This window comes from Falsiroseomonas sp. CW058, from assembly GCF_050563535.1.
Taxonomy (GTDB): Bacteria; Pseudomonadota; Alphaproteobacteria; order Acetobacterales; family Acetobacteraceae; genus Falsiroseomonas.
The window spans coordinates 105038-120830 of sequence record NZ_JBNXUO010000014.1; the positions used below are offsets into that span (position 1 = coordinate 105038).

Annotated in this window: 13 protein-coding genes; 7 read left to right on the plus strand and 6 right to left on the minus strand. The window is 72.2% G+C overall.

Annotated features, from left to right (window positions below; all coding sequences use genetic code 11):
* Nucleotides 1-104 precede the first annotated feature (104 nt).
* Nucleotides 105-1790 carry a methyl-accepting chemotaxis protein gene (locus tag ACK8OX_RS13335; protein WP_430664614.1) on the plus strand — a complete coding sequence of 562 codons (1686 nt, stop codon included), beginning with the start codon at nt 105-107 and terminating at the stop codon, nt 1788-1790.
* Nucleotides 1791-1890: 100 nt separating this feature from the next.
* Nucleotides 1891-2724, plus strand: a complete 834-nt coding sequence (locus ACK8OX_RS13340; protein WP_430664615.1) for a nitroreductase family protein — start codon at nt 1891-1893, stop codon at nt 2722-2724.
* Between the two features lie 286 nt (nt 2725-3010).
* Here ACK8OX_RS13340 and ACK8OX_RS13345 read toward each other — a convergent pair whose 3' ends face one another.
* The 3 genes from ACK8OX_RS13345 to ACK8OX_RS13355 form a co-directional block, all read right to left on the minus strand.
* Nucleotides 3011-4651, minus strand: a complete 1641-nt coding sequence (locus tag ACK8OX_RS13345; RefSeq protein ID WP_430664616.1) for an acyl-CoA synthetase — start codon at nt 4649-4651, stop codon at nt 3011-3013.
* 88 nt (nt 4652-4739) lie between these two features.
* Nucleotides 4740-5546, minus strand: a complete 807-nt coding sequence (locus ACK8OX_RS13350) for an enoyl-CoA hydratase (protein WP_430664617.1) — start codon at nt 5544-5546, stop codon at nt 4740-4742.
* A gap of 4 nt (nt 5547-5550) precedes the next feature.
* Entirely contained in the window at nt 5551-7458 is a 1908-nt protein-coding gene (locus tag ACK8OX_RS13355) for a propionyl-CoA synthetase (protein ID WP_430664618.1), read from the minus strand.
* 105 nt (nt 7459-7563) lie between these two features.
* Between ACK8OX_RS13355 and ACK8OX_RS13360 the strand changes: the two genes are divergently transcribed.
* Nucleotides 7564-8271 (plus strand): 3'-5' exonuclease, encoded by a 708-nt coding sequence (locus ACK8OX_RS13360; RefSeq protein ID WP_430664620.1) that lies wholly within the window; start codon nt 7564-7566, stop codon nt 8269-8271.
* Nucleotides 8272-8274: 3 nt separating this feature from the next.
* On the opposite strand, the gene ACK8OX_RS13365 is transcribed toward ACK8OX_RS13360, so the two are convergent.
* From ACK8OX_RS13365 to ACK8OX_RS13375, 3 genes are all read right to left on the minus strand, one after another.
* On the minus strand, nt 8275-9702 hold the full coding sequence (locus tag ACK8OX_RS13365) for a DUF294 nucleotidyltransferase-like domain-containing protein (protein ID WP_430664621.1): 1428 nt from the start codon (nt 9700-9702) through the stop codon (nt 8275-8277).
* Between the two features lie 161 nt (nt 9703-9863).
* The gene (locus tag ACK8OX_RS13370) at nt 9864-11540 is read right to left on the minus strand and encodes an MFS transporter (protein ID WP_430664622.1); all 1677 of its coding nucleotides are present in this window, start codon (nt 11538-11540) and stop codon (nt 9864-9866) included.
* A 280-nt stretch (nt 11541-11820) separates the two neighbouring features.
* Complete coding sequence (locus ACK8OX_RS13375) at nt 11821-12345, minus strand: hypothetical protein (RefSeq protein WP_430664624.1); 525 nt, start codon at nt 12343-12345, stop codon at nt 11821-11823.
* A 238-nt stretch (nt 12346-12583) separates the two neighbouring features.
* Here ACK8OX_RS13375 and ACK8OX_RS13380 point away from each other — a divergent pair, with 238 nt between their 5' ends.
* The 4 genes from ACK8OX_RS13380 (at nt 12584) to ACK8OX_RS13395 (ending at nt 15687) form a co-directional block, all read left to right on the plus strand.
* A complete protein-coding gene (locus tag ACK8OX_RS13380) occupies nt 12584-12889 on the plus strand; it encodes a DUF4212 domain-containing protein (RefSeq protein ID WP_430664625.1) in 306 nt (101 codons plus the stop codon).
* 4 nt (nt 12890-12893) lie between these two features.
* A complete protein-coding gene (locus tag ACK8OX_RS13385; RefSeq protein WP_430664626.1) occupies nt 12894-14936 on the plus strand; it encodes a sodium:solute symporter family protein in 2043 nt (680 codons plus the stop codon).
* Between the two features lie 140 nt (nt 14937-15076).
* Nucleotides 15077-15397: a hypothetical protein gene (locus ACK8OX_RS13390; protein WP_430664627.1), complete on the plus strand. Its 321-nt coding sequence runs from the start codon at nt 15077-15079 to the stop codon at nt 15395-15397.
* On the plus strand, nt 15397-15687 hold the full coding sequence (locus ACK8OX_RS13395) for a hypothetical protein (protein ID WP_430664628.1): 291 nt from the start codon (nt 15397-15399) through the stop codon (nt 15685-15687). The genes ACK8OX_RS13390 and ACK8OX_RS13395 overlap by 1 nt, the downstream gene beginning before the upstream one ends.
* The last annotated feature ends 106 nt before the right edge of the window (nt 15688-15793 follow it).

Genomic DNA, 15793 nt, shown 5'->3' on the forward strand with positions numbered 1-15793 from the left:
ACCTCGGCGGCGCATCCCGGCGGCCGAGGCCGACCACGGCAGGACCGTTCCAGCACGGTGGTGGAACGACGCGGCGGCCGGTCCGACAGGGATCCCGTGCGGCGATGCGCTTCCTCGACAATCTTCCGATCGGCCGCAAGGTCCTCCTCGCGCTGTCCGTGATGGGGGCCACCGGGCTCGGCACGGGCTACCACGCCGTCAGCATGCTGGCCGAGACCGACAACCTGTACCACGACCTGGTCACCCGGGAAGCCCAGAGCGCGATCTACCTGAGCCGCGCCAACACCGCCTTCGTCGATGCCGCGCGCCTGGTCGCGCGCACCGCCGAGGCCGACTCCACGACCGAGGCCCGCACCGCGTGGCAGCAGGTCCTTGATGCTCGCCAACGAACCGATGAACATCTTGCGGCAGCGGAGCGCGCCAAGCCTGATCTGTCTGCCAGACTAGCGGAGTTCCGCAACGGCATGATCCGCGCTCGCGAGACGGCCGAGGAGGTGCGACGCCTCGCCCTGGCCGGCAGTGGCGAGGCGGCGCGGGAGGCTGTGAACCAGCGCTACAACCCTGCGCAGGAGCAGGCGCGCATCAACCTCCGTGCCATCGTCGAACGGAGCCAGCGGCAGATGTCCGAGGCGTCGGACGCGGCCACGGCGCAGACGGATCGGACCTACTGGGTGGTGCTTGGCGCCGGGATGCTGGGTGTCCTGCTCTCGCTTGGCCTTGCGTTGTGGATGATGGTTGGCGGCGTGTCCCGTCCGATCGGGCGGATCGAGGCGCGGATGAAGGCGCTTGCGGCGGGCGAGAAGGACAGCCCGGTGCCGGGGGCCGGCCGTCGCGACGAGGTGGGGCGGATGGCCGATGCGGTGGAGGTGTTCCGCCGGGCCGCGATCGAGCAGGACCGGCTGGCCGAGGCGGTGGCGGCCGACGGGGCTGCGAAGGCGGCGCGCGCCGAGCGGATCGACGCGCTGGTGCGCGGCTTCGAGGCGCAGGCGGCCGAGGCGCTGCGGACGGTGGCCTCCGCCGCCACCGAGCTCGACGCGACGGCGGGCGAGATGCAGGCGACGGCGCAGGGCGGGCGGGAGCGTGCGGTGATGCTCGCTGCCGCGTCCGAGGAGGCGAGCGCGAATGTGCAGACCGTCGCGGCCTCGGCCGAGGAGATGACGGCCTCGATCGCCGAGGTGGCGCGCCAGGTGGGCGAGAGCGCGCGGGTGGTGCGGCAGGCGGCCGGGACGGCGCGCGCGACGGATGCGGCGGTGGCGGAACTTTCGGAATCGGCGCAGCGGATCGGCGAGGTGGTGCGCCTGATCTCCGGCATCGCGTCGCAGACGAACCTGCTGGCGCTGAACGCCACTATCGAGGCGGCGCGGGCGGGCGAGGCGGGGAAGGGCTTCGCGGTGGTGGCGAGCGAGGTGAAGGCGCTGGCGTCGCAGACGACGAAGGCGACGGAGGAGATCGGCGCGCGCATCGCCGGCATGCAGACCGAGACCGGCCGCGCGGTGGAGGCGATCCGCAGCATCGCGGCGACCATCGAGGGCGTGGACGGGCTGACCACGCAGGTCGCCGCCGCGGCCGAGCAGCAGGCGGCCGCGGTGCAGGAGATCGGCCGCGCGGTGGCCGAGGCGGCGAGCGGCACGCGGGAGGTGAGCCGGCATGCCGGCGGCGTCACCGGCGGGGCGGAGCAGACCGGCGCGGCGGCGACGCAGGTGCGCGCCGCCTCGGGTGAGCTTGCGCAGCGCGCGGAAGGACTGCGCGCGGAAGTGGACCGCTTCCTCACCGGCATCCGCGCCGCCTGAACGGGGGCGGTTCCTTGTGCGGCGTGGCGGCGGGCCGTACCCTGCCGCCAAGGGCGGGCGGGGCATCCCGCCCGCTTCGCCGACGAGGGACGCTGCCGACATGGATTTCCCGGCCGAGAGCCAGACCGCCGCGCTGACCCGCCGCTACGGCGCGGGCGGGGAGCCGGCGGCGCCGCTTCTGCGCAGCGCTGTGGTGGACAGCCTGCTGGCGCACCGTTCGGTCCGTGCCTTCCTACCGGATGCGCTGCCGGCGGGCGCGCTGGAGACGCTGGTCGCGGCCGCGTCCTCGGCGCCCACATCCTCGAACCAGCAGGCCTGGAGCGTGGTGGCGGTGCAGGACCCTGCGCGGAAGGCGCGGCTCGCCGCGCTGTCGAACGACCAGGGCTTCGTGGCGCGCGCGCCGCTGTTCCTGTGCTGGGTCGCCGACCTGTCGCGGCTGGAGCGGCTGGGGCAGGCGCATGGGCGGCGGCTGGAGGGTCTGGACTACCTGGAGCAGTTCATGGTGGCGCTGGTCGATGCCGCGCTGGCGGCGCAGAACGCGGTGGTGGCGGCGGAATCGCTCGGCCTCGGCACCGTCTATGTCGGCGCGCTGCGCCAGCAGCCGGAAGCGGTGGCAAGGGAACTCGGCCTGCCGCCCAATGCCTTCGCGCCCTTCGGCCTTTCGGTCGGCCACCCCGACCCCGCGGCGCCCGGCGGCATCAAGCCGCGCCTGCCGCAGGCGCTGGTGCTGCACCACGAACGCTATGCTGCGCGCAACGAGGCTGCGGAGGTGGCCGGCTACGACGCACGGCTGTCCGACTACTTCGCGGCGTCGAGCGGCACGCCGCAGGACTGGACGGCGAAGATGCTGGCCCGCGTCGGCAGCGCGGCCGCGCTCAGCGGCCGCGACCGCATGGCGGAGGCGCTGCGCGCGCTGGGCTTCGGGCTGAAATAGGCACCCCCACGGCAGGTGCCGCGAAGCCAAGGCCGCGGATGCGGCCGCCCGGCGTCTGAGGGCACCAAAAAAGAAAACCCCGTGGATCGCTCCACGGGGCCTTCGCATTGCGGGTGGCGGGATGGCCCCGCCCGGCCTCAGATCGCCGGCACCGCGATGGCGGCGGCGATGATCCAGGCCACGGGCGCGGAGCCCGCCTTACTGCAATGAGACACTGGATCACCTCCTTTCGGTTGTTGACGATGGCAGGGAGAATGGGGATGCGTCCCGGCGGGCGCAACCATCGTTACGCGGTGCCTTCCTTCGCGCGCGTGCGCAGCATGTGCTTCTGGATCTTGCCGGTGCTGGTCTTCGGCAGTTCCTCGAACAGGATGTGCCGCGGCACCTTGTAGCCGGCGAGGTGCCGGCGGCACCAGGCGATCAGCTCCTCCGCGCTCGCGCTCGCGCCCGGCTTCAGCTCGACGAAGGCGCAGGGCGTCTCGCCCCATTTCTCGTCAGGCCGCGCGACCACGCCCGCCACCGCGACGGCGGGGTGCTTGTAGAGCACGTCCTCCACCTCGATGGAGGAGATGTTCTCCCCGCCCGAGATGATGATGTCCTTCGAGCGGTCCTTCAGCTGGATGTAGCCGTCGGGATAGGTCACCGCGAGGTCGCCGGTGTGGAACCAGCCGCCGGCGAAGGCCTTGTCGGTCGCCGCGCGGTCCTTCAGGTAGCCCTTCATCACGACGTTGCCGCGCATCATCACCTCGCCCATCGTCGCGCCGTCGGCGGGCAAGGGCTCCATCGTCTCCGGGTCCATGACGGCGAGGCCTTCGAGCGCGAGGTAGCGCACCCCCTGCCGCGCCATCAGCGCCGCCTGTTCCGGCGCCGGCTTCGCGTCCCAGTCGCGGTTCCACTCGTTCACCACGGACGGGCCGTAGCATTCGGTCAGGCCGTAGACGTGGCAGACCGCGAAGCCCGCCGCGCGCATCGCGCCCAGCACCGCCTCCGGCGGCGGCGCGCCGGCGACGACGAACTGCACCTGGTGCGGCAGGGGCTTCTTCTCGGCCTCCGGCGTGCCGAGCAGGGTGGCCATGACGATCGGCGCGCCGCACATGTGCGTCACGCCTTCCTTCGCCATCGCCTCCCACATCGCCGCGCCGCGCACCGCGCGCAGGCAGACATGCGTGCCCGCGACGGCGGTGACCGTCCAGGGGAAGCACCAGCCGTTGCAGTGGAACATCGGCAGCGTCCAGAGATAGACCGGATGCCGCCCCATCCCCGCGCTCAGCACGTTGCCCACGGCCAGCAGCTGCGCGCCGCGGTGGTGGTACACCACGCCCTTCGGCCGGCCGGTGGTGCCCGATGTGTAGTTCAGCGCGATGGCGTCCCATTCGTCGCCCGGCATCGCCCAGGACCAGCCGGCGTCGCCCTGCGCGAGGAAGGCCTCGTAGTCGGTCGCGCCGTCGAGCCGGTTGGCGCGCGCGGCCTCCCCGGCCTCGGGGTCGTCCACCTCGATCACCAGCGGCGCCGCCCGGCACTGCGTCAGCGCCATGCGCAGCAGGGGGACGAATTCGCGGTCCACCACCACCGCCTTCGCCTCACCGTGGTCGAGGCAGTAGGCGATGGTCCCGGCATCGAGCCTGGTGTTCAGCGTGTTCAGCACGCCGCCCGCCATCGGCACGCCGTAGTGGCATTCCAGCATGGCGGGAATGTTGGGCAGCAGCGCCGCCACCGTGTCGCCGCGGCCGATGCCGTGCCGCGACAGCGCATGCGCCAGCCGCACGCAGCGGTCGCGCAGGTCGCGGTAGCCCCGGCGCGTCGCGCCGTGGACGACGGCGGTGTGGTGCGGGAAGACCTGCGCCGCGCGTTCCAGGAACAGCAGCGGCGTCAGCGGCTGGTGGTTGGCGGGGACCCGTGGAAGGGCGTCGTATTCGGCGGCGGACATGAACGCTCCCGTCGGTTTCCGTGTCGTGCCGGGCGCGGGCCATGCCCCCGCCCCGACCCCTTCCCGCGCCGCGGGAGGGGGAGGTCTGCTACCTATCCTTCCACACCGGCGTCCGCTTGCCGAGGAAGGCGCCGATGCCCTCGGCGGCGTCCTCGGCCAGCAGGTTCTCGGTCATCACCGCGGCGCAGTGCTCGTAGGCCTGGTCGAGCGGCAGGCCGCGCTGGCGGTGGAAGGCGGCCTTGCCGACCCGCACCGCATGCGCGCTGCGCGCGGCGATGCGGGCGGCGAGCTCCATCGTCGCCGCCTCCAGCTCCGCCGCCGGCACGACGCGGTTGACCAGGTGGATGCGCCGCGCCTCCTCCGCCCCGATCATCGCGCCGGTCAGCAGCATCTCCATCGCCGGCTTCGCCGCCACCGCGCGGGAGAGCGCGACGGCCGGAGTCGAGCAGAACAGGCCGATGTCGACGCCCGGCGTGCAGAAGCGCGCGCCTTCCACCGCCACCGCCAGGTCGCAGGTGGCGACGAGCTGGCAGCCCGCCGCGGTGGCGATGCCCTGCACCTCCGCGATCACGGGCTGGGGCAGGGCGACGACCGCCTGCATCACCTCCGCGCAGCGGCGCATCGCGGCCGCGAAGAAGGCGCGGCCGCCATCGGCGTCGGCGCGATGGGCGGTGATCTCCCGCAGGTCGTGGCCGGCGCTGAAGACCGGCCCGGCGGCGGCCAGCACCACGACGCGCACGCGCGGGTCGGCGGCGATGCCGGCCAGCGCATCGGCCAGCGCGCCGAGCATGGCGAAGCTCAGCGAGTTGCGCGCCTCCGGCCGGTTCAGCACCAGGCGCGTCACGCCGTGGTCGCCGTCCGCGCGCAGCAGCAGGGGGGTGGTGCCGTCGGGCATGGCGCTACTTCTCCGCGGATTTCAGCACGTCCCCGATCTCGTCCAGGATGGCGGGGTCGTCGATGGTGGGGGGCACCGTGTAGCTCTCGCCGTCGGCGATCTTGCGGATGGTGCCGCGCAGGATCTTGCCGCTGCGGGTCTTGGGCAGGCGGTTGACCACGCGCGCGTCCTTGAAGGCGGCGACGGGGCCGATGCGGTCGCGCACCAGCGCCACCAGTTCCCGCGCGATGTCGGGCTCGGCGCGGGCGACGCCCGCCTTCAGCACGACGAGCCCGATCGGCGCCTGGCCCTTCAGGCTGTCCTTCACGCCGACCACGGCGCATTCGGCGACGTCGGGGTGGGCGGCCAGCACTTCCTCCATCGCGCCGGTGGACAGGCGGTGGCCGGCGACGTTGATGATGTCGTCCGTGCGGCTCATCACCCAGACATAGCCGTCCTCGTCGATCATCCCGGCATCCGAGGTGTTGTAGTGGCCGGGAAAGGTCTCGAGATAGGCGGAGCGGAAGCGCGCATCGGCGTTCCACAGTGTCGGCAGGTTGGCGGGCGGCAGCGGCAGCTTCACCGCCAGCGTGCCGATCTGCCCGCGCGGCACCTCCTGCCCGCCCTCGTCCAGCACGCGCAGGTCGTAGCCCGGCGCGGGCTTGCCGCCGGAGCCGAAGCGGGCCGGGAACAGGCCGAGGCCGCGGAAATTCCCGCTGATGGACCAGCCCGTCTCGGTCTGCCACCAGTGGTCGATCACCGGCCGGCCCAGCAGCGCGCTGATCCATTCGGCGGTCGGCGGGTCGCAGCGTTCGCCGGCGAGGAACAGCGCCTCGAGCTTCGAGAGGTCGTGCCGGCCGACGAAGGCGCCTTCCGGGTCCTCCTTCCGCACGGCGCGCAGCGCGGTGGGGGCGGTGAACAGCACCTTCACGCCGTGCTGCGCGCAGACCCGCCAGAAGGCGCCGGCATCGGGCGTGCCGACCGGCTTGCCCTCGTAGATGACGCTGGTGCAGCCCGCGAGCAGCGGCGCGTAGACGATGTAGGAATGCCCGACCACCCAGCCGACATCGCTGGCCGTCCACATCACGTCGCCGGCCTGCAGGCCGTAGAGCATCGACATGGAATTCACCAGCGCGACGGCATGGCCGCCATTGTCGCGCAGGATGCCCTTCGGCGCGCCCGTCGTGCCGGAGGTGTAGAGGATGTAGAGCGGGTCGGTCGCCGCGAGGTCCGCGCAGGGCGCGTGCTGCGCCGCGGCCTCGGCCTCCAGGAAGTCCGCGTCGCGGCCGGGCGTCAGCTCGCAGGGGGATTCGGGGCGCTGGAGGATGAGGCAGGCGCCCGGCTTGTGCGGCGACAGCGCGATGGCGGCGTCGAGCAGGGGCTTGTACTTGACGATGCGCCCCGGCTCGATCCCGCAGCTGGCCGAGACGATGGCCTTCGGCCTGGCATCGGCGATGCGGGCGGCGAGTTCGGCCGCGGCGAAGCCGCCGAAGACCACCGAATGCACGGCGCCGATCCGCGCGCAGGCCAGCATGGCGATGGCCGCTTCCGGGACCATCGGCATGTAGATGATGACGCGGTCGCCCTGCGCCACGCCGCGTGCCGCCAGCGCGCCGGCGATGCGGGCGACGCGGTCCAGCAGTTCTGCATAGGTGAGGGTGGCGGACCGCCCGGTGACCGGGCTGTCCCAGATGAGGGCGGGCTGCCCGCCCCGCCCGGCCGCGACATGGCGGTCCAGCGCGTTGTGGCAGGTGTTCAGCCGCCCGTCGGGGAACCAGCGGCCATAGACGCCGGCGGAGGGGTCGAAGACCGTCCCCGGCGCCACGGTCCAGTCGATGCGGGCGGCGGCGCGGCGCCAGAAGGCGTCCGGGTCGGCCCGCCAGGCCGCGTAGACCTCGTCGTATCGGCTGGTGCCGCCGGTGCTTCCGTCCATCCCCGTTGCCCTCGCGATGCTCGTTGTCCGGTCTTTCCGGGCCGCCTGCCGCGCCGCAGGCAGGCCCGCTCACGCGCCGGCCGGCATTGTGCCATCCTGCGCCGCATGGCGGGAGGGATCGGACACATCCTGCGGAACTTCGCCGCGGGCCTGCTGGGCCCGTCCCCGGCGGAACTGCTGCGCGCCCGGCTTGCGGCCGCCCCGCTGCCGGGCGGGGACGCCATCGCGCTGCCCACCGTGGTCTTCGACCTGGAGACGACGGGCCTGCGCCCCACCCGCGGGGATGCCCTGGTGCAGATCGGGGCGGTGCGGCTGGAAGGCGGGGCGGAGGTCGGCCACTTCACCACCCCCGTCCATCCCGGGCGCCCCATTCCCGCCGCCTCCACGCGCTACCATGGCATCACCGATGCGATGGTGGCCGGGGCGCCGCGCATCCCGGCGGCGGTGGGCGCCTTCCGCGACTTCTGCGCGGGGGCGGTGCTGGTGGCGCACAACGCCGCCTTCGACATGACGGTGCTGCTGATGGCGGAACGCGCCGGTGCGCCGGCCCTGCCGAACCCCATGCTCTGCTCGCTGCAGCTGGCGCGCTGGCTGGACCCCGCGGAGCCCGACCTGTCGCTCGACGGGCTCTGCGGGCGGCTCGGCATGGTGATCGAGGGCCGGCACCAGGCGCTGGGCGATGCGCGCGCCACGGCGGAGCTGTGGCGGCGCCTGCTGGCCCGTGCCGCGGCGCGCGGCGCGACGGGGCTGGACGAGATCCGGCGGCGGTCCCGCATGGCCGAGGCCATCGCGCAGGGTGCCGAGCGGTTCTGACGGTCACCACGCGCGTCCCGCGGCATCGGCGAAGGCGTCCTTCGCGAAGCTGCCGGCCGCGCGCAGCGCGTCGCGCAGCGCGGCGCGGTCCGGCGCGGGCAGGGCGGCGGTGTCCACCAGGCTGCCGGGCTGGCGGCCCGCGGCATGGTCGGCCAGCTGCTGGCGCAGCACCGCATCCAGCAGCAGCGCCAGCGCGTGGTGCAGCCGCTCCGCCGACGCGGCGCCGAGGGTCCCGCGCGCGGCAAGGCCCGAGATGCGCCCCGCGGTCGAGGTCTCCGCGATGCCCGCCCGCAGCGCCGCCAGCCGCGCCGCCGCCGCCAGCGGCATCAGCCCGTGCAGCTTGAGGTCGGTGCGCGTGCCGGGCCCCGGCTCGTCATCGGCGAAGCGGCCCCAGAAGGTCAGCCCGACGCCCAGCCGCGCATCCTGCGCCGCGAGCGCGGCGAGCAGGGCGGGCTGCGCCTCCAGCAGCCGCAGCGTCTCGGCGCGCAGCGCCGCGGCCGGCGCAGGGTCGCCCCAGCCCGCGCGGAAATCCAGGAAGATGTCGGCGAAGAGCAGCGCCGCGCCCGACCGGCGCCGCGCCCAGATCGCGACCTGGTCGCGCCATTGCGTGCGGGTCTTCCGCCACAGCGGGTTCATCGCCATGACGCCGCCCCGGCAGAGCGGGAATCCCGCCTCGTCCAGCGCGGTGCACCAGGCGGTGGCGACGCGACGGAACCAGGCATCGACCTCCCCGTGGCGGACGTCGGGGTGGTCGTCGAGGATGAAGCCGTTGTCCTGGTCCGGCCGCAGCAGGGATTCGCCGCGGCCGAGGCTGCCCATCAGCAGCATGGTGAAGGGGACCGGCGGAGGCTCCGGCGCGGCCGCGACGGCGCGTTCCAGCAGGCGGCGGTGCAGTTCGGCGTTGATGCCGTTGACCAGGGCGACGACCTCCCCCGCGGGCAGGCCCTCGGCCAGCAGCGCGGCCGCGACGCCGGCCTGCGCCTGCTTCACCGCGGCATCCCCGCCCGCGAGCGCATCGAGATGCGCGAGCAGCCGGCCCGAGGCCGCGGACAGCGCCTCGGCCCGGTGCAGCATCCCGATGCAGCGCCCCGCGGTATCCAGCACGGGCAGGTGGCGCAGGCCCTTCGCGCGCAGCAGGGCGATGGCGCGCCACAGCCCGTCCCCGGCAGTGCAGGCGACGACCGGCGCCGTCATAGCGGCGGCGAGGGGCGCTTCGGGCGGCATGCGGAAGGCGACGCGGCGGGCGATGTCCTGTTCGGTCAGGATGCCCAGCACCCGCCCTTCCGCATCCGTCGCCAGCACGCAGGACGACCGCGCACCCGCCATGGCGGCCAGCGCCTCCGCCAACGGCGTCCAGGGCGGAAGGGCGGGCGGCGGCGGTGCCATGGCGACCGCGGCAGGCCGCGCGAGGGCGGCGGCGGGGGAATGCATGTGCCGAGGCTAGCGCCTGGTCTGCGAAGGCGGAATCGCCGAGACGGGGGATCGCTCGGGGCGGCCCTGCCGGCGACCCGGCGGCGGCCGGGCGGGCATGAAGAAAGGCGCCGGGGTTGCCCCCGGCGCCTTCCCGCATCCCTGGGCCGTCTGGCCCCGGCTCAGGCCTGGGCGCGGCGGGCGGCCGCGGCGGCCCTGTCGGCGCGGGCGTTGTCCTCGGCCGCGAAGATGTCGCGGTCCTTGGTCTCCGGCACCATGAAGATGCCGATCACCACCGTCGCGAGCGCGATGATCACGGGGTACCAGAGGCCGGCATAGACGTCGCCGGTCTGGGCGATGATCGCGAAGGACGTCGCCGGCAGCAGGCCGCCGAACCAGCCATTGCCGATGTGGTAGGGCAGCGACATGGAAGTGTAGCGGATCCGCGTCGGGAACAGCTCCACCAGGGCGGCGGCGATCGGGCCGTAGACCATGGTCACGTAGATGACGAGGAGCGTCAGGACCAGGATCAGCACGGCGGGCTGTTCACGGAAGATGTCGAAAGGGCCCGACATCCGCACGACCGTCGGGTTGGACGCCGCCGGATAGCCCGCGGTGGTGACCGCGGTGCCGAGCGCGGCCGCGAAGTTGGGCTGCGCGGTGGACACCGTCTGGTTGCCGACGCGCACCACCGCGTCGCGCTGGCCGGGCTTGTCCTCGACCGAGTAGTTGACCGAGAGCGCGGCGAGGCGGGCCTTGGCGATGTCGCAGGGCTGGGTGAAGCGCGCCGTGCCGGTCGGGTTGAACTGGAAGGAGCAGGTGGAGCGGTCCACCTCGACCACCGTCGTGATCTCGTTGTGGGCGCGCGTCAGGGCCGGGTTCGCTTCCGCGCTGAGCAGGTGGAACAGCGGGAAGTAGGTGAGCGCCGCGATCAGGCAGCCACCGAGGATGATCGGCTTGCGGCCGATCTTGTCCGACAGCCAGCCGAACAGGACGAAGCCGCCCGAGCCCAGCAGCAGCGACCAGGCGATCAGCATGTTGGTGGTGAAGCCGTCCACCTTCAGCACGGAGCCGAGGAAGAACAGCGCGTAGAACTGGCCGGTGTACCAGACCACCGCCTGGCCCATCACCAGGCCGAGCAGGGCGAAGAGCGCGATCTTGGCGTTCTTCCACTGGCCGAAGGCTTCCGAGATCGGCGCCTTCGAGCCCGTGCCTTCTTCCTTCATCTTCCGGAAAGCCGGGCTTTCCTGCATCTGCATGCGGATCCAGACCGAGATCCCGAGCAGGACGATGGAGACGAGGAAGGGGATGCGCCAGCCCCAGTCGGCGAAGGCGGCCTCGCCCAGGATGGAACGGGTGCCGAGGATGACGATCAGCGACAGGAACAGGCCGGCCGTCGCGGTGATCTGGATGAAGCTGGTGTAGAAGCCGCGCCGGCCGTTCGGCGCGTGCTCCGCCACGTAGGTCGCCGCCCCGCCGTATTCGCCGCCGAGCGCGAGGCCCTGCAGCATGCGCAGGATGATCAGGATGATGGGCGCGAGGATGCCGATGCTGTCCGAGGTCGGCAGGATGCCGACGATGAAGGTGGACGCGCCCATGATGAGGATGGTGACGAGGAAGGTGTATTTCCGGCCCACCAGGTCACCCAGGCGGCCGAAGACCAGCGCGCCGAAGGGGCGCACCAGGAAGCCGGCGGCGAAGGCGAGAAGCGCGAAGATGTTGCGCGTCGTCTCGTCGTACATGCCGAAGAACTTCGCGCCGATGACCGCGGCGAGCGAACCGTAGAGGTAGAAGTCGTACCACTCGAACACCGTGCCGAGCGAGGAGGCCAGGATGACCTTCCGCTCCTCGGCCGACATGGGCCGATCCGATCTTGCTGCACCCGCCGCTGCTGCCATCCCCATCATCCCCTTCTTGTCCGGCGTTGAGGCCCCGCGCATGGCGCGGGGAGCGCGGCACGTCGCCGCGCCCCGCGATGCGGAGCCTCCATGGTTCGGCCATGGCGGATCAACGAGGCAAGGGGTTAATTCGTGTCCAGAACCGGCCGGTAGCTCATTTCGTTGTAACACATTGCCGGACGGTCAGATGTTGCGTGCCCGTGTTGCCGTCCATGTGCCGCGCGCTATGTTCGCCATCCGATCATGTGCCGCCCAGCAGGCGCGCCGCCAGTGCCCCGGGGTCGAAGCCGCGCTCCATCTCCTGCTGGGAGGAGACGAGATGGAAGCGCAGCGCCCCGCGGATGGCCGGCGTCTCCCCCCGGCGCTGGTCGGGATGGATGGGCAGCGTGGCCAGCAGCGGCGCCTCGGCCAGCAGGGGCAGGCGGTCCGCCGGCACGGGCGGGGCGTCCTGCAGCAATGCCAGGTGGCGGGGCAGCGCATCCCTGGCGGCGTCGAGGCTGGGGCGTTCCTCGGCCGGCACCTCCTCCGCCCCATCCAGGATGGCGGCGCCCATCCGCGCCAGTGCCGCGGCGAGCGCGGCTTCCCGGCCCCGCGCATGGGGGCGCAGCCAGGATTCGGCCATGGCGATGACGTCCTGCGCCGCCCCCGCGAAGGTCTGCCAGCGGCAATGTGACAGGGCCGCGCGGAAATCGGGGTCGGCCAGCATCTCGCGCTCCCTCCGGCCGGCCTTCACGCGGCAGTAGTCCAGCACGGTCTTCTGCGTCACGAAGGCCGTCTGCCGCGAAAGAAACGTTCCGAAGGCTGCCGGGTCGGTGCTGGGGCGCCGCCCGAGGAGGCTAGCCAGGATGGTGGACATTTGTTAATTGCCTTGGAATGTGCAGCTATGTTGCGTGAAGCTTTGGACATATGATAGCGGCGCAGCTTAAGAAAAATTCACCGCTGCGACGTGCGTCGGGGAATGGGAGCACCGGGGAAGCCGGGCTCGCAACTGGGGAGAGACAGGGATGCCGCTGGTCGAGGATACGGATGCCCCGCGGAGCGCGACAAGCGCCGCGGTGGACCGGGCGACGGGGGAGGCCTACTGGAAGAAGACCTCCGCCCTGATGTGGACGGTGCTGGCCATCTGGGCCTTCGCGGGATTCGGCATCCACTTCTTCGCCTCCGCGCTGAACCCCATCCACATCCTGGGCTTCCCGCTGGGCTTCTACATGGCCGCGCAGGGCAGCCTCATCGTTTTCGTCGTCGGTCTTTTCTGGTTCGGCAAGCGCCAGAACGAGATCGACGAGGAATTCGGCGTGCAGGAGGACTGAGGCGATGTCCACCTCCACCGGGGGCAAGGACCCCTTCATCGCCTCGCTCGGCAAGATCTACGCCGGCTACACGGGCGGCTTCGCGGCCTTCGTCGTGCTGCTCGCCATCCTCGAGCAGATGGGCGTGCCGGACCGCATCATCGGCTACCTGTTCGTCTTCCTGACCATCGGCGTCTACGCCTATATCGGCATCATCAGCCGCACCGCGGTGGTGTCCGAATACTACGTCGCCGGCCGGCGCGTGCCCGCGCTCTACAACGGCATGGCGACGGGGTCCGACTGGATGTCGGCGGCCAGCTTCATCGGCATGGCGGGCAGCCTCTACGCGCTCGGCTATGGCGGGCTCGCCTTCATCCTGGGCTGGACCGGCGGCTACATGCTGGTGGCCATCCTGCTCGCGCCCTACCTGCGCAAGTTCGGCCAGTACACCGTGCCGGACTTCCTCGGCGCCCGCTTCGGCGGCAACGTCGCGCGGTCGATCGGCGTGATCGTGCTGCTGACGGCGTCCTTCGTCTATGTCGTGGCGCAGATCGTGGGCGTCGGCATCATCACGCAGCGCTTCCTCGACGTGTCCTTCACGGTGGCCGTGTTCCTCGGCCTCGCCGGCATCCTCGTCTGCTCGATGCTGGGCGGCATGCGGGCGGTCACCTGGACGCAGGTGGCGCAGTACATCATCCTCATCATCGCCTACCTCATCCCCGCCATCCTGATGTCGGTGAAGGTCACCGGCGTGCCCCTGCCGCAGCTGATGTACGGCCTGGCGCTGGAGCGGATCGAGGGGCTGGAGCAGGGCTTCCGCGCGGCCGGCATGACGCCGCCGCCCGGCGTCACGGGCTGGCACACCGCGCCCTTCATCGGGGCGAACGGCGCCTTCTCCTGGTCGGCCGCCTTCAATTTCTTCGCCCTCGTCTTCTGCCTGATGGTCGGCACCGCGGCGCTGCCGCACATCCTGATGCGCTACTTCACCACGCCGTCGGTGCGGGAAGCGCGGCAGTCCGTCGCGTGGTCGCTGTTCTTCATCTTCCTGCTGTATTTCACGGCGCCGGCCTACGCCGCCTTCGGCAAGCTCGAGATCTACCAGACCGTCATCGGCCAGCCGATCGCGGCCCTGCCGGAGTGGATCAAGAACTGGCAGATCGTCTCGCCCTACGGGGTCCCCTGGATCAACATCGTCGACGTCAACCGCGACGGCATCGTCCAGTGGGGCGACTTCCGCATCCACCCCGACGTGGTGGTGCTGGCCACGCCGGAAATCGCGGGCCTGCCCTACGTGATCGCGGGGCTGGTGGCGGCTGGCGGCCTTGCCGCCGCGCTGTCGACGGCGGACGGGCTGCTGCTGGCGCTGGCCAATGCGCTGTCGCACGACGTCTACTACAAGATGATCGACCGCAACGCGCCGACCAAGCAGCGGCTCGTCATCTCCCGCGTGCTGCTGGTGATCGTGGCCCTGCTGGCCGCCTGGACGGCGGGCAACATGGGCGCGGACATCCTGTTCCTCGTCGCCTGGGCCTTCTCCATCGCGGCAGCCGGCCTGTTCGCCGCGCTGGTGATGGGCGTGTGGTACAAGAAGACGACGAATGCGGCGGCCTGCTGGGGCATGGGGATCGGCTACGCCTTCACCTTCGGCTACCTGATCTGGACGGAGTTCTACGGCCTGTCCTTCATGGAGCTGTTCGGCACGAAGGAAGCCATCCTCGCCGCCGCCCGGCAGACCGCGGCGCTGCCCGCAGCCTCGGCGGAGTTGAAGGCCTATGCCCAGGGCCTGGTCGCCAACGCGGCGCAGATCCAGGACGGCGCGATGTCCTGGTTCGGCCAGCTGATCCTGACGACGGACAGCGTGGTGCTCCGCGGCCGCACCGTCGCGCGGCTGTGGACGCTGAACAACATATCGGGCGGCATCATCGGCGTGCCGCTGTCCTTCCTGACCATCTGGCTGGTGTCGAAGTTCACCACGGCGCCGAGCCAGGCGATGCAGGACTTCATCGACGACATCCGTATTCCGAGGGGCGGCGTCCGCCTGGCGGATGCTCGGGAAGCGGTGGAGTAGGGCGACGCCCCATCGCGGGGCCTGGCGGGGGCGGCCTTCGGGCCGCCCCCTTTCTTCGTGGGGCGCCGGGGGACCCCCGCCCCTCCCCGGCCGGCCGGGCAGGGGGTAGGGTGGCGGGGCGGGATGCGCGGCGGGGGCCGATGGGCAACGACTTCATCTTCGGGCACCTGCCCTTCTGGATCGTCACCTACCTGCTGGCGCTGACGGCCTGGGCCAGCCTCGGGCGGTTCCTGATGCAGGTCATCGTGCCGCCGGACAGCCCGAACTACATCTGGCGCGGCTTCCGGCTGCTGACCGACTGGGCCGTCTGGCTCGCCGCCCGCGCGGTGCCGTCCTATGTCTCGCCGCGCTTCCTGCCGCTGGTGGCGGCGTGCTGGCTGTTCGGCGCGCGCCTCGTGCTCGGCATCGTCATGATCTCGGCCGGCATGGCGCCGACCGTCGTGCCGCCGGGGGCGGGCTGATGACGCCGCAGAACCTGTTCGTCGCCACCGTCGCGCTCTGCCTGGTCAACGGGCTGGTCAGCCCGATGCTGGCGGTGGTGGCGCATCTGCACCCGGTCTGGATGCCGGAGATGCTGCCCACCAACCCGGAGACGGTGTTCTACGGCGCATCGCTGATGGTCTCCACCGCGACGCTGCTGCTCTCCGCCCTGCCGGCGGCCATCGCGGAACGCGCGGGCGCGTCGCAGGGGGCGGCGATGTGGACCTGGCTGGCGGGGGCGGGGGCGCTGCTGCTGCTGGGCGTGGGGTAGGGTGGGCGGGGGCTGCCGGGGGGGGGGGGGGGGGGGGGGGGGGGGGGGGGGGGGGGGGGGGGGGGGGGGGGGGGGGGGGGGGGGGGGGGGGGGGGGGGGGGGGGGG

What these genes read in the sequence shown, in the direction of transcription:
- ACK8OX_RS13335 (WP_430664614.1), top strand. Translation starts at nt 105, where the DNA reads ATGCGCTTCCTCGACAATCTTCCGATCGGCCGCAAGGTCCTCCTCGCG.
- ACK8OX_RS13340 (WP_430664615.1), top strand. Translation starts at nt 1,891, where the DNA reads ATGGATTTCCCGGCCGAGAGCCAGACCGCCGCGCTGACCCGCCGCTAC.
- ACK8OX_RS13345 (WP_430664616.1), bottom strand. Translation starts at nt 4,651, where the DNA reads ATGTCCGCCGCCGAATACGACGCCCTTCCACGGGTCCCCGCCAACCAC.
- ACK8OX_RS13350 (WP_430664617.1), bottom strand. Translation starts at nt 5,546, where the DNA reads ATGCCCGACGGCACCACCCCCCTGCTGCTGCGCGCGGACGGCGACCAC.
- ACK8OX_RS13355 (WP_430664618.1), bottom strand. Translation starts at nt 7,458, where the DNA reads ATGGACGGAAGCACCGGCGGCACCAGCCGATACGACGAGGTCTACGCG.
- ACK8OX_RS13360 (WP_430664620.1), top strand. Translation starts at nt 7,564, where the DNA reads ATGGCGGGAGGGATCGGACACATCCTGCGGAACTTCGCCGCGGGCCTG.
- ACK8OX_RS13365 (WP_430664621.1), bottom strand. Translation starts at nt 9,702, where the DNA reads ATGCATTCCCCCGCCGCCGCCCTCGCGCGGCCTGCCGCGGTCGCCATG.
- ACK8OX_RS13370 (WP_430664622.1), bottom strand. Translation starts at nt 11,540, where the DNA reads ATGTCGGCCGAGGAGCGGAAGGTCATCCTGGCCTCCTCGCTCGGCACG.
- ACK8OX_RS13380 (WP_430664625.1), top strand. Translation starts at nt 12,584, where the DNA reads ATGCCGCTGGTCGAGGATACGGATGCCCCGCGGAGCGCGACAAGCGCC.
- ACK8OX_RS13385 (WP_430664626.1), top strand. Translation starts at nt 12,894, where the DNA reads ATGTCCACCTCCACCGGGGGCAAGGACCCCTTCATCGCCTCGCTCGGC.
- ACK8OX_RS13390 (WP_430664627.1), top strand. Translation starts at nt 15,077, where the DNA reads ATGGGCAACGACTTCATCTTCGGGCACCTGCCCTTCTGGATCGTCACC.
- ACK8OX_RS13395 (WP_430664628.1), top strand. Translation starts at nt 15,397, where the DNA reads ATGACGCCGCAGAACCTGTTCGTCGCCACCGTCGCGCTCTGCCTGGTC.